Origin of the sequence: Sphingobacterium sp. BS-2, from assembly GCF_046161205.1 — a bacterium.
Taxonomy (GTDB): domain Bacteria; phylum Bacteroidota; class Bacteroidia; order Sphingobacteriales; family Sphingobacteriaceae; genus Sphingobacterium; species Sphingobacterium mizutaii.
The window spans coordinates 1-14,466 of the sequence record NZ_JBIXGO010000002.1 but is presented as its reverse complement, the minus strand read 5'-3'; the positions used below and the strand labels follow the sequence as shown (position 1 = coordinate 14,466).

10 protein-coding genes are annotated in these 14,466 nt (G+C 41.1%); 3 read left to right on the top strand and 7 right to left on the bottom strand.

What is annotated here, in order from left to right:
- Positions 1–11: 11 nt before the first annotated feature.
- The gene (locus ACK2WI_RS00405) at positions 12–1,703 is read right to left on the bottom strand and encodes an amino acid permease (RefSeq protein ID WP_409149193.1); all 1,692 of its coding nucleotides are present in this window, start codon (positions 1,701–1,703) and stop codon (positions 12–14) included.
- 41 nt (positions 1,704–1,744) lie between these two features.
- Complete coding sequence (locus ACK2WI_RS00400) at positions 1,745–2,428, bottom strand: hypothetical protein (RefSeq protein ID WP_093100214.1); 684 nt, start codon at positions 2,426–2,428, stop codon at positions 1,745–1,747.
- An 84-nt stretch (positions 2,429–2,512) separates the two neighbouring features.
- Here ACK2WI_RS00400 and tyrS point away from each other — a divergent pair, with 84 nt between their 5' ends.
- Positions 2,513–3,793, top strand: a complete 1,281-nt coding sequence (gene tyrS / locus ACK2WI_RS00395; protein ID WP_409149191.1) for a tyrosine--tRNA ligase — start codon at positions 2,513–2,515, stop codon at positions 3,791–3,793.
- Positions 3,794–3,863: 70 nt separating this feature from the next.
- Here tyrS and ACK2WI_RS00390 read toward each other — a convergent pair whose 3' ends face one another.
- On the bottom strand, positions 3,864–4,565 hold the full coding sequence (locus ACK2WI_RS00390) for a DUF4397 domain-containing protein (protein WP_409149189.1): 702 nt from the start codon (positions 4,563–4,565) through the stop codon (positions 3,864–3,866).
- 212 nt (positions 4,566–4,777) lie between these two features.
- On the opposite strand from ACK2WI_RS00390, the gene ACK2WI_RS00385 reads away from it, so the two are divergent.
- A complete protein-coding gene (locus tag ACK2WI_RS00385; protein WP_093100218.1) occupies positions 4,778–7,381 on the top strand; it encodes a DNA translocase FtsK in 2,604 nt (867 codons plus the stop codon).
- A gap of 3 nt (positions 7,382–7,384) precedes the next feature.
- A complete protein-coding gene (locus ACK2WI_RS00380; protein WP_093100220.1) occupies positions 7,385–8,029 on the top strand; it encodes an outer membrane lipoprotein carrier protein LolA in 645 nt (214 codons plus the stop codon).
- Positions 8,030–8,180: 151 nt separating this feature from the next.
- On the opposite strand, the gene ACK2WI_RS00375 is transcribed toward ACK2WI_RS00380, so the two are convergent.
- The 4 genes from ACK2WI_RS00375 to rhaT are packed head-to-tail and all read right to left on the bottom strand — an operon-like array spanning position 8,181 to position 14,053.
- Positions 8,181–9,536: an FGGY-family carbohydrate kinase gene (locus tag ACK2WI_RS00375; protein WP_409149186.1), complete on the bottom strand. Its 1,356-nt coding sequence runs from the start codon at positions 9,534–9,536 to the stop codon at positions 8,181–8,183.
- A gap of 9 nt (positions 9,537–9,545) precedes the next feature.
- A complete protein-coding gene (locus tag ACK2WI_RS00370; protein ID WP_409149184.1) occupies positions 9,546–10,820 on the bottom strand; it encodes a TIM barrel protein in 1,275 nt (424 codons plus the stop codon).
- A gap of 30 nt (positions 10,821–10,850) precedes the next feature.
- Complete coding sequence (locus tag ACK2WI_RS00365; protein ID WP_409149182.1) at positions 10,851–12,959, bottom strand: bifunctional aldolase/short-chain dehydrogenase; 2,109 nt, start codon at positions 12,957–12,959, stop codon at positions 10,851–10,853.
- 20 nt (positions 12,960–12,979) lie between these two features.
- The gene (rhaT, locus tag ACK2WI_RS00360) at positions 12,980–14,053 is read right to left on the bottom strand and encodes an L-rhamnose/proton symporter RhaT (protein WP_409149180.1); all 1,074 of its coding nucleotides are present in this window, start codon (positions 14,051–14,053) and stop codon (positions 12,980–12,982) included.
- Positions 14,054–14,466: the final 413 nt, after the last annotated feature.

The window sequence follows — 14,466 nt, the reverse complement described above, 5'->3', positions numbered from 1 at the left end:
TTATTCTCTTTTTATTTCGTATCGATATTTCTCAATTTCGAATTTCTATAGCCATAACCAAAGTATATCGCTAAACCACCCAACAACCATAGGATAAAGATAATCCAGTTGCTCGCCCCTAATTCAGACATCAAATACAGGTTTACCAAGATTCCGATCACCGGCAATAGTGAAAAGTTATATTTAAAGCTCAGAACGCTCAACACTAACCAAGCCAACCAAAACACGATCACCAAAGATTTATGCAATAGGATCGCCGAGGATCCCATGCTCATCCAATCCGAGATCGACTCTCCACTGAACCTAACCGCCAAGATCAATCCGACAATCAAGCCAATCCCTACGATGTATTTTCCATTGACATAAGGCACTCTGAACTTAGAACGTTTGGACAATCCAGAATGATCCATATACAATACCCCACAGCACACCAAGATAAAAGCGAAGAATGTACCTACAGAGGTCAAATCAACAAAGAAATCCATCTTAAAGAACAAGGCTGGAATGGCCACCACGATACCAGTAACGATCGTAGCAAAAGAAGGCGTTTTATACTTCGGGTGAATGGTTGCAAATTTCTTCCATAACAATCCATCTCTACTCATCGTCATCCAAATCCTTGGTTGAGCCAACTGAAACACCAGTAGAGCACTTGTAATCGCAATTACGGAAGTCACTGATATAATCCCAGCCATGTGGTCAAAACCTACATATTCGAAAACATAGGCCAAAGGATCCTTTACATTCAATTCTTTATAGTTCACCATCCCTGTCAACACCAAGGTGATCGCAACATAAAGCACAGCACAGATCAACAAACAATAGATCATCGCCTTTGGAAGGTCCCTTTGAGGATTCTTACATTCCTCCGCAGTCGTTGAAATGGAGTCGAAACCGATAAAAGCAAAGAATACCGCTGCTACCCCACTCATTACCCCTCCGATACCATTCGGTGCAAACGGTGTCCAGTTCTCTGGCTTTACAAAGAAAATACCACCAATGATCACCGCCAGGATAATCCCGATCTTGATCAACACCATGATATTACTAGCTTTTCTGGATTCCTTGATCCCGATATAAACCAGCCAAGTCACCAAGAAGGTGATCAATCCGGCGGGCATATCAAAGATTATCGGGATATCCAGGATCCTTGGAGCCGTATCATAAGCTTGCAGGGCAACCTTATCGATCTTCTCCATATTTTCTATCCCGACCTCCAGGAATTTCTGATGAGCGTCAAGTGCATAACCCGGCGCCATGGTCATCCATTTGGGGAGATGGATGCCGAAGCCTTCCAGCATGGAAACAAAGTATTGCGACCATGAAATGGCAACCACCATATTGGAAACGGCATATTCGAGCACCAGGGCCCAGCCTATAATCCATGCAAACAATTCACCAAATGCCACATAAGCATAGGTATATGCACTACCGGAAACCGGCACGGTACTCGCAAACTGAGCATAGGAAAGAGCAGTAAACACACAGGCAAAAGCCACAAACACGAAGAGCAGCGATACGGCCGGACCACCATTGTAGCTGGCCAAACCGATGGTACTGAAAATACCAGCCCCTACGATGGCTGCAATACCAAGTGAAACTAAATCTCGAACTCCTAAAATTTTTGCTAATCCAGAACCACCATGTTCAGCGTCTGAAAGAATTTGATCTACGCTTTTCTTTCGGAAAAGTCTATTAGCCATATTAAGTTAATTTATTGGACAAGTAACAAAAGTGAAAAAAATTATGACAAATACGTCAAGTTATCCTGAATATATGTGTAGATATCTTTGAAATCCTTCATATCTTCATTGCAATAATCGACCAGGACTGCAGTTAATCCTTCATGTATTCCCTTTGGGGTCTCAAAGGTCCAGATACGTTTAGAAATATTGATCAGTGGCTTTGAAATCTGATCAAGATCCTTATAATCAAAAATATACTTCCATGCTAAGAATTTATCATAAAAGGCAACAAACCCATCAATATCTTCCACACCGATGGTTTTCAAATAATTTTTCATAATTGGTCGGTGAACATTTTCTAAATGTTCATATAATCTCGAAACATTGACCAGCTGATGCTTGATCAACAGATGATCCAGCATCAATTCCACTGCGATGTGTGCCATGAAGGTGCCACGAATCGGAGTACCTTCCAAAACAGGGTCGAGCTTACGTCTCAGGTGGTGACAATGGTTCAAAAAGAATTCACTACTATGGAATATCTTGTCCACCTCCACATGTCGGTACCAGCCTTCTGATATTTCCATGGTTAAGGGGTGGGCAAAGAGTTGTTCCTCGAATTTTTGGGGATGAAAGATATAGGACTTATCAACATTCTTCAACAAGTCTGGCAACAAAGAGCCAAGGACGCGCTCCGGGATAGTTGCAAACCTTTCAAAATAGAAATGTGAGAGAAAATTCATCCGCTATATCAAACAATTAATATCTGAAAGATACAGTTTAATCTCGTATCTTTGCAACTTAAATAAAAATCTTAAGGGTATATTATGAACTTTGTAGAAGAACTACGCTGGAGAGGCATGCTTCAAGACATCATGCCAGGAACAGAAGAATTGTTAAACAAAGAACAAGTAGCGGGATATATCGGCTTCGACCCGACAGGCGATTCTCTACATGTTGGTCATTTAACTCAAATCATGACCCTGATCCACTTTCAACATGCTGGCCACAAGCCTATTGCCTTAGTTGGTGGTGCGACAGGAATGATCGGAGACCCTTCATTCAAATCAGCTGAACGTAATCTTCTTGATGAAGCTACGTTAGCTCACAATGTTGCATCCTTGAAACATCAATTGACCAAATTCTTAACATTTGGCGAAGGTGATACCGATGCAAAAATGGTGAACAACTTCGATTGGTTCAAGGAATTCAGTTTCCTTGATTTCATCCGCGATGTTGGTAAGCTGATTACCGTGAATTATATGATGGCCAAAGATTCTGTAAAGAAACGTTTGGAAGGCGAAAACGGCCTTTCCTTCACTGAGTTCTCCTATCAATTAATTCAAGGTTATGACTTCTATTATCTTTGGAAAAACCAGAACTGTAAAATCCAAATGGGTGGTTCTGACCAATGGGGTAACATCGTTACTGGAAGTGAAATCGTTCGCAGATTAGAACAAGGGACTGTTTTCGGATTAACTACGCAATTGATCAAAAAGTCTGACGGACAGAAGTTCGGCAAGACCGAATCAGGTGCGGTATGGTTGGACGCTAAGAAAACCTCTCCTTATAAATATTATCAATTCTGGTTGAATGCAACAGATGATGACGCTAAAAACTGGATCAAGATCTTTACTTTGAAAACCAAGGAAGAAATTGATGCCATCATCGCTGAGCATGATGCTGCGCCTCACTTGAGAATTGTTCAAAAAGCTTTGGCTAAGGACATCACAACCCGTACGCACTCTGAATTAGACTACGAAACAGCGGTTAAGACTTCCGAATTCCTTTTCGGAAACGGAGACCTTTCTTTCTTGGCTAACTTAGATCATGAAGCTGTACTTGAAGTATTCGACGGTGTTCCTCAATCCAACTTGGATAGAGCAAAATTAGCTGAAGGCATCAATATTTTAGACCTATTGGTTGAGACACAAGTGTTCCCTTCCAAAGGTGAAGCCAGAAAAATGTTGCAAGGTGGAGGCGTTTCTTTGAACCGTGAGAAATTGACCGACATTGAATTGTTTGTAAACACCAGCAATTTGATCAATGATAAATACCTTATAGCTCAACGTGGTAAAAAGAACTACTACTTAATCACTGTAGCATAAGAAGCAGAATAAAAAAAGAAAGCCCGTAATCAGCAGATTACGGGCTTTCTTTTTTTATTTCTATCCCTTCTTAGAGTTCCAATATCTTATATTTTATCACTTTCTTATCTCCTTCCACCTGAAGGTCAGAGTACAAAACGACTGAAATCACCGAGCGATCCTTTCCATCCAAATGGATTTCAATATCCTCATATTTCTGGTCGGTTGAAGTGATTTTGAACGTAAAATCTTCCTTCGAAGCATATTCATTTAATCCAAAAACCCTATCCTCCAGATTATGGCTTATCGTAGAAGTCAGGTATTTAAAATCTAACTTCAGCTTGGAATCCGAAACCAGGTTTACCAACCTTAATTTCATCTTCCCAGGATCAGGCTTGATTACATCATCCTCTGTTACAAGCGGTTCGCGTTTATATTCACCAAAGAAAAAGTAAGAATACATTTTGGGACTTTGGAAAACCTTCTCCGTAGCATACAATACAGCACCTTTCCCAGTTTTCAGTTCCAACGACCTTTTCCCTGGAAACAGAGTACGGTGGCTTAAGTATCCTCCCGTGCTGAAATCCTCGCCGTCCTTATTGACTAATTTACCGTCAACAAAAAGTTCAAGTTTGCTGGTTCCTTCAATCGCATTGAAGGCTGCAATCCCCGAAAAACCGTCACGGCCATCTAAATTTTCAGGATTTAATCCATCATCCTTTGCACAACTCTGTATGAAAACTGAAAAACACAACAAGACAATAGCCAGCAAATTTTTATTTCTTGGAAACATACTTCAAAAATCTTTATATTCAAAGATACAACGAATTTGGAGAGCTTATTGCTACAGCTCAATGAATTCAAATCAATGAACTATTTATGTAATAGCTTGACCGATTCCAATTGTTTTAAACAGGACATTCTACCTCGCCCGTTAATGACCTACAAAATTGAATCCTAAAAGTTTTTTTTTAAGTTTGTACTAACGTAAATCACGTCATATTAATGGCTAAATTAAATACATTTAAAAACGGTAGTGGTAGCACTGGGACTAAGAAGACGAAGAACACTACTATTTCATATCAAAAAAGAGCAAAAACCAAGTCTTTTGATCAATTCAACTTTTCTGAAGGTCAAAGAAAGGCTCTCAAAATATTAGGCCTATTCCTGCTATTGCTCGCTGGCCTATTCACTGTTGCTTTTGTTTCCTATTTGTTCACTTGGCAGTCTGACCAAAGCTACATCGCCCAAAGCAATGGCGGATGGAGCACTTTAATGCAAACAACAGACGAAATCCACGATGAAACCATAGAAACACCGATCGTTCAAAACAAACTCGGAAAGTTCGGTGCCCTTTTAGCCAACCAATTCATGTATGAGTGGTTCGGAGTAGCTTCCTTCCTCTTTATCTTGGTCTTATTTGTTATCGGATATAAATTCCTTTACAAAAGATCCATCCTCCCGGTATGGAAAACAGTGATCTATTCACTTGTTGCCATCATCCTTTTGTCGATTACACTTGGCTTTGCCCAAGATTTCATATCCAATACCCCACATATCCTAGAAGGTAAATTCGGTTTCTGGACCAATCAGATCCTGAAAAACCAAATCGGAACCGTAGGAACAGGTGGATTGCTGGTCTTTATTTTCTTGACCGCATTAGTGTTGTTGTACAATTACGATTTAAGGTTCTCTTTCCAATCTTCTAAAAAACAATTGGAAGACGAGGATGAAGAATTTGAAGAGGATGACCAAAACTACAGTACGGTCAACAACAAGATCAAGACAAATACCCAGCAAAATATCGCTACAGATACTTATGCTGTTCCCGATGAAGAAGAGGATGAAATCGGCAGTGTAGAATTCACGAGCAATAAAGAAGAAGAAACTCCAGTTTCGCTTCCTTTGAACGTAAATGCAATCAAGCCAAACACAAACTTCGTGGAGAACCAACAGAAGGAAATCGAACTCAGTATCGAACCTCCTCCTGCCCCAGCAAAGAAAACTGAAGAAGCTGCTGAACCCGCATTAACAGTGGAAAGAGTCATTGAAGAAAAACCGATCTCTGCCAATGACTTAGTGGAGAAATTTGGAGAATATGACCCTAAACTAGACCTTTCAGGCTATCAATATCCTGGATTAGATCTATTGAAAGATTATGGTTCTGGCAAAATCACCATCAACCAACAAGAACTCGAAGCCAATAAAAATAGAATTGTAGAGACCCTGAGGAACTACAGCATTGAAATCGAACATATCAAGGCTACCATCGGTCCAACGGTGACTCTGTACGAGATCATCCCGAAACCAGGGGTCCGTATTTCTAAGATCAAGAATTTGGAAGATGATATTGCCCTTAGCTTAGCGGCTTTAGGTATCCGTATCATTGCGCCAATGCCGGGTAAAGGAACCATTGGTATCGAGGTACCAAGCTCAACTCCTGAAATGGTTTCGATGCGCTCTATCTTAACAACGGAGAAATTCCAGAAGTCGGATATGGACTTACCTATTGCCTTAGGAAAAACCATATCCAATGAGGTTTATATTGCCGATTTGGCAAAAATGCCACACTTACTGGTAGCGGGTGCTACAGGTCAGGGTAAATCGGTTGGTATCAACGCCATCTTAACTTCCCTGCTTTACAAAAAACACCCAGCAGAATTAAAGTTTGTCCTTGTCGACCCTAAGAAGGTAGAGTTATCCTTATTCAAGAAAATCGAAAGGCATTTCTTGGCAAAACTGCCTAATGAGGATGAACCTATCATCACCGATACGAAAAAAGTAATCAACACTTTAAATTCCCTTTGTATTGAAATGGATCAACGTTATGATCTCTTAAAAAATGCGCAGGTAAGGAATTTAAAGGAATATAATGCAAAATTTATCAATCGTCGATTAAACCCTGAGGAGGGTCATCGATTCTTACCATTTATAGTTCTTATAATTGATGAGTTTGCCGATTTGATCATGACAGCCGGTAAGGAGGTAGAAACACCAATCGCTCGTCTTGCTCAGTTAGCCCGTGCCGTGGGTATCCACTTGGTCATTGCAACCCAAAGACCTTCCGTGAATATCATTACAGGTACGATCAAAGCTAACTTCCCAGCTCGACTTGCCTTTAGGGTACTTTCGAAAACCGACTCAAGGACCATCTTGGATAGTGGCGGTGCAGACCAATTGATTGGTCGTGGTGACATGTTGCTTGCAACAGGTAGTGACCTAATCCGTATCCAGTGTGCCTTTGTCGATACCCCTGAGGTTGATCAGATTTCTGATTTCATCGGATCACAACGTGGTTATCCATCTGCCCACCTATTGCCAGAGTACATTGATGAAAATGGTGAAGGTTCAGGCTTATCGGATTTCGACTTGTCCGACAGAGATCAGTTGTTTGAAGAAGCTGCAAGGCTGATCGTTATGCATCAACAAGGCTCAACATCATTGATTCAGCGCAAGTTAAAATTAGGTTACAACCGCGCTGGTAGAATCATCGATCAATTGGAAGCTGCAGGTATTGTAGGTCCTTTTGAAGGTAGTAAAGCACGCGAGGTGCTCTACCCAGATGAATACTCATTGGAACAATATTTGGAAACATTAAGAAAAGATTAATTAATGATGATGAGATTTATGTATGTATTTGTTGCCCTTTTCAGTGCAACATTAGCGTTCGGACAAAATGGTTCAGCCAAGAAAATCTTGGATGAAGTGTCCCAAAAATACGATGGTTACAAAACCATCCAGTCTGAATTTACTTTTAAAGCCACTCAAGCGAATGGTGAGAATTATACCGATAAAGGAAAGCTGTTCTTGAACAAACCTTCCAATCAGTATAAGATTTCATTAGCAGCACAGGATCTGATATCCGATGGCAAATCCACTTGGTCTGTTCTTAAAGAAGATAAAGAAGTTCAGGTCTCTGAAGCTGATAACTCAGGACAAGCCATTGGACCCAACAATATTTTCACCTTTTACAAATCAGGATATAAATTCGGAAGTTCTTCCAATCAGTCGGATGCTGCTGCAGGGAAACTGACCGCAATCGACTTGACTCCTGAAGATGCTAAAAGCAACTATTCAAAGATCCAGGTTCGCATCAACAAGAACAAACATATCCATGATGTAACCATCTTTGACAAATCTGGTGCAAAATATACATATACCATCAATGGACTTTATGTCAACAGCCCTATTGCTAGCTCAACTTTCCAATTCAACAAAGGAAATTACCCAGGCTTTGAAGTGGTAGATTTACGTTAAGAAACCAAACATTTCATATAATAAAAAGGCGAGTCAACCCAAAGTTGCTCGCCTTTTTGATACCGATGGTTTTTAAGTCCCTAAAATAAAAAAGCCTCTTAGTCGAGGCCCTTTTATACTTATTCTAAAAAATTATAATGAAAATTCTAATCTATGCTCTGAAAAAGCGAAGCTCAATCAGGTCGTTTGGCACTGGCAATGAATTCCAATGCTCATGTATCGCCAAGGCTGCCCCTACAGCTGTAGCTTGTGCCATGGATGCGGCATAAACCTCCACCTCCGGATACTCCTTCGCCAGCAAGTTCATATAGATCGAATTCTTACTGAATCCACCATCCACAAACACCCTACTGATCTTTCCTTCATTCATGATCAAATTGGTCGATCGCACCTGCGCCTTGACCAAATGCAACATAAAGGAGTGATAAGCTTCTTTAAAGTCCTTAAACTGGCTTAAATCCAGTTTTGAGAAAGCATCCAACTCATCAGATAGCTCCTCGGTTTGTAAAGCCCTGATCAAGTTCCAATCAATCTCCATATTCCTGAACTTGGCAGTGGTTACACCGAAATAATCAGCTATCCGCTTCGATTGCACATCATGTTCATGACCTGCAAATAAACGCGAAGCTTTGACAGGATCACCCGCATAGGACAGGTAAAACAAACAGTCCTGTTCCAGCTCAGATTTAGTCAGTGGACTATGGTTGAATGGATTCAACGAGATGCACCAAGTTCCGGTAGAAATCAGCACAAATGGCTCGTGGAAATTCAATAAATACGGTATCAAAGCCGATGAACTATCATGAAGACCAGAACCGATCAGGAAGGTACTCCCCGGAAAATTTGCCGAAAACACTTCCTCCGCTTGCACAACCGGCGCCAACTTTTTATCAACGCCATTATCTTTCACCCATTGGTGATAATCCTGCTTATTGTAGTCCCATAATGCTGTATGGCAACCTATGCTGGTTTTATCCGAATAAAGCTTTCCAGACAGCAAAAAACTAAGGTATTGTGGGAGATGAAGCGCACAATGGATTTCATCGAATACCTTCGGCCTTTCTTTTTTCACTCGAAACAATTGCAGACCTGAATTCAGGCTTCCTAAATCCGGAGATGCAGTATCCAAACTGAATTTTTCCAATCCTCCATAATGATTATGGAGTTCATCTTTCAGTTCCTGCGGATATTCCTTCAGGTAATTGTACAGAGGAGTCAAAGGCTGTCCATCCTCTCGGATCAGCACAAAACTGGCTCCATAAGCCGTAAAATTGATTGCCTTGACTTCAAATTCCGTTTTACGGAAAATCTCATGCAAGGAGTCAAATACGGACAACCTTAAACTCTCAATATTTTCACAAGGATCCCCATCCTCATCTACCGTTTCCAAAAAGCGCGCTGACTTCTCAAAAACGATCTGATAATGTTCATCAAACAAGAACAACTTTTTGTTCGTTTTGCCAACATCAAAAATGGCAACAACAGGTATACGATCTTTTTGTCCCATTTCTTTATGCTATAATCCAGTTGCTACCGAGTTTTCACCTCTTTCTTTTACCAATTGCGTCCTAACGTTTAATTCATCAAACAGTTGCAAAGGATCCAAAGCTGCTCCAGCCCTTAATCTTGCCTCCGCTACGATCGGACGAACATCCGTGCGAAATGCATCTTGCAATATATTCTGTGCTTTTACGATATCATTATTTTGCTGAGCTTCTTTCAATGCCTTACGATCCACCAATAGTGCCTGCGCATAGGCAATCATAATTGCTTCAACGGATTGCAATAAATCAACCAATGGATCTTTCAGGTTATGCGAAGCATCGATCATCCAACCCAAATCACTGGCATGGTCCATACCTCGGGCATCCATTCCCTCCACTAATTCATTGAAGATCAAAAACAGTTGGTAAGGCTTAATTGCTCCGGCAGTAAGGTCATCATCAGCATATTTACTGTCATTGAAATGGAAACCACCTAACTTTCCTTCCATCAGCAATAAAGAAACAATCTGTTCTATATTCGCATTAGGGAGATGATGTCCCAGATCAACCAGTGTAAATGCCTTAGGCCCCAATTTACTGGCCAATAACAAGGATTGCCCCCAATCTCCAATGGTCATCGAATAAAAGAAGGGTTCAAAAGCTTTATACTCTATAAATAGCTTCCAATCTTCAGGTAGATGGGCATAGATTTCCTTCAGGCTTTCTAAAGTATGCTGAAAAGCTTCCCGAAAATTCAATTGACCTGGAAAGGAAGAACCATCCGCCAACCAAACGGTCAGCGCTTTTGATCCCAAGGCTATACCATGATCGATGACTTCTTTATTATGCTCCACCGCCTGTCTCCTGACCTTCGGATCCACATGATGCAAAGAACCATGCTTATAGCTTAATTCCTGATCCTTCTGGTCCTGAAAAGTATTGGAGTTTACCGCATCAAATTTCAAATCAAAAGAAGCCGCCAAATCCTTGATCTTTTGGGAATCTTTAGGGATATCCCAAGGGATATGCAATGAAATGGCACCACTCGACCTGTTTAAGGCATGCAATAAACCTACATCCTCAATCTTTTCTTCTAAAGTTCCAGGCTCACCCTTACCTGTAAATCGACCGAAACGAGTACCCCCCGTTCCCAATGCCCAACTCGGTATGGCGATCTGAAACTTTTCTAACTTTGATACAATCGCTTCAATCCCTTGAATATCTTCTTTCAGAAATTGGAAAGCACGCTGATGCCTACTTTCCAATCTCTTATTGTGTATTTCAATCTGTTCTTTCGCAATTCTCATCGTATCTGCTTTATATTTTGGATAGGGCTCTTACCTTACAAAGGCCATCGCAACGCCACCATCCACATTCAATACATTCCCGGTTGACTTGTTCAACAATCCTCCAACAAAGGCAAAACATGCATTAGCAATATCCTCAGGAAGGATAACCTCATTCAACAAGGTCCGTTTGGCATAGAAAGCCGGCAATTCTTCCACCGAGACCCCATAGGCTTTTGCCCTTCCTTCTGCCCATCCGCCGGCCCAGATATTACTATCTGAAATAACCGCATCTGGATTAACCACATTTACCCTGATCTTATCCGGACCTAATTCCGCAGCATTTAATCGGCTAAGGTGTAACTGACTGGCTTTCGCACTGCCGTAACCAGCATTGTTTGGGCCGCTCACTAATGCATTCTTACTAACTATATTGAGGATATCACCACCGACTCCTTGCGACTTCATAACGCGTACCGCTTGTTGGGTAACATAAAACTGTCCTTTCACCAAAACATCGTATAAAAGGTCAAGATCTTTTTCGGTATGATCTTCAATCGTCTTAGAAATGGAAAGTCCAGCATTGTTTACCACGATATCAACACCCGCATAATTCAAACATGCTTTTTCAAATGCGACTTTAATCTGCTCTTCATTGGTTACATCTAAAGGTACAGATACTACATTGTCATTTCCAAAAGCAGCTTCAAATTCTTTTTTAGCACCTGCCAATCGCTCTGCATTTAGGTCATTCAATACAATGACCGCTCCTTCTTCTGCAAATTTCTTGGCGATTGCCTTTCCTATTCCGCCGGCACTGCCCGTTACCAAGGCAATTCTTCCAGATAAAGCTTTTGGCTTCGGCATACGCTGTAATTTTGCTTCCTCCAACAACCAGTATTCAATATTGAAGGCCTCTTGCCTTGGCAATGAAGTATATTCACTTACCGCCTCCGAACCTTTCATGACATTGATCGCATTGGTATAGAACTCAGCTGCTACCCTTGCCGTCTGTTTATCCTTCGCAAAGGCAAACATCCCAATTCCAGGATAAATAATGATCACCGGATTTCGATCCCTGATTGCAGGGCTATTCGGATGTTTACAGGATTCATAATATTCCGTATACATCGCTCTATAATCCTCAAACAAAGGTGCAAGTTTCTCCTTCAGTGCATTTACATCACTCAAGTCCTCATCTTTGTCCAAGTTCAGGATCAGGGGCTGTATTTTGGTTCTCAAGAAATGATCTGGACAGCTGGTACCTAATGGCGCCAATTTCTCCAGATCATTGGAGTTAATATATTCCAGTACACGGTGGTCATCTGTAAAATGACCAATCATGTGGCGTTCACTGGAACAAAACCCTCTTAAAATAGGCGCTATTTTAGCCGCCTGTACTTGTCTTCCTTTAGGGTCCAGACTTTCCACTTTCTGACCGCCGAAAATCGCCCTGTTCTTACCATAGTTTTCTTCAAGGTAATTCGCACATGCCTCAATCACATCCAAAGAATTGATATAGCAATCCTTGGCATTATCGCCCCAAGTAAATAGACCATGGGAACCCAACATGATACCACGGATACCAGGATTTTCCTCAAGACATTCACGCAATTGAAGACCAAGGTCGAAGCCTGGTTTTTGCCAATCAACCCAACCAATGGTCCCGTTGAAAAGCTCTTGCGTAATCTTCTGGCCATCCTTTGCCGCTGCGATAGCAATCGCTGCATCGGGGTGAAGGTGGTCAATATGTTTGAATGGTAAAAATCCATGTAAAGGGGTATCGATCGAAGGCGCTTTCGAAGCCAGATCAAAGATACAGTGGTTGAACAGTTCAACCATCTCGTCCTCATGTTCTATCCCTCGATAAACTTTTTCAAGATCCCGAAGCCTATCTACATATAAAGCAGCTAGGCCTGACTTCTTCAATGTCCCTATATCCCCTCCCGAACCTTTGATCCACATTACCTCTACCTCCTCACCTGTCAAGGGGTCCTTGTCCATTACTTTGCAAGAGGTATTCCCTCCGCCGTAATTGGTAATCCTTAAATCCGATCCTAAAATGTTAGAACGGTATAATAACAGAGCTACCTCATCACCCGCAAGCTGTTGAGCGTACTCATCGTCCCATAAATAATTAACGTGTTTGTATGTTCTCACAGTTATATGTATTTAGTTTATTATTCTAATGTTTTCGCAAATCCCACTATGCATATCGATAAAATGATAGTGGCTATTCCAGCGATTATCGCTGTATATGTTGGTTTACTGACACCTTTCCATTCCTTCAAGGCAATTCCCCAGGCATTCGAAATCAAGATAATAAATGCCATGTGCAATATCCAGGAACTCGCCCCATTGCCCAACCTACTCTCACCCATGCCATAGAAAAAGAACTGTAGGTACCATGTTGTGCCCGCTATGGCGCAGAGCAAAAAGTTCTTTCCTAATGGGACATTCTTTTTCGTATAATCTACAAACGAATGGTTCTTGATCAATAGGTACAAGCACCATAAAAAATTCGTGGTAAATCCGCCCCAAAGGATAACAATATAGGTCACATTGTTTTGATACAAAAACTCACCTTGCCCCGGATTCGCAGACTTCCATAAATTATTGGCGACCTCTGCCATAGGTTTGCCCGATTCTATCCCAAAATTAAAACAGGCACTCAACACCCCAGATACTATAGCGACTACAATCCCCAGCCCAAAATTATAATCCGCTTTAGCCTCCGAAGCCAAGGCACCCAAACTCCTTTCCTTCAACACGCCGGCCTTCCCACATAAATAAATCCCAACCACACAGACCAATAAGCCTACCATCACACATATCCCTGCATTCTCCGTAAAGAAGTAATCAATACCATGTTTCCCATCAGTCTTATTGAAAAAGTAATAGATCGCAGGCATCAATGATCCAAAAACCATACTAAGCCCCAGTATTACACTACTTCCCAAGGATACTCCTAAATATCTCACCCCTAAGCCATAGGTCAAGCCCCCAATTCCCCACAGTATTCCAAATAAGAACGTATAACCCAAAATGCTGCTTCCTGTATTGCTGATAATATTCCAAAAATTAGGAATAGTCAAACATGCCGCAATCGGCGGAACAATGATCCAGGAAAACAAACCACCTAAAATCCACATAGCCTCCCAAGACCAGCCTTTTACCTTCTTAAACGGAACGTAAAAACTTCCAGACGCAAAGCCACCAATAAAATGAAATATTACTCCTGCTAATGCATTCATACGTGATCAAAAAGTGATTTAGGTTTTTAAGTTATTTCGAAGATATTTTAATTCTTTCATTCAACTGTTATGCACTGTCATGCTGTTGGTAATTTAGACATAAGGCATTAGATAATTTGAACTAGGATTGGATTCGACGGTTATCGAGCGAAGCCGAGATGCCGCTCACCCACCGGATGGACCAAGATCATTGTCCCGATGGAGGAGCGAAGTCGAGACCCGGCACAGGATTATCGTTGGCATTAAATTCAACAATAATTTCACCAAAATTCGTAGGCCGTATGTTTGTATTTAGGACGTGCTAACACAAAGAGATAGCATAAGATTATTTGTTTATATTTTTATATAACCAAAATAACAACATAAATCCTAATCTTATGCTACGACAAAATACGGATTTAAATTTTGATGGA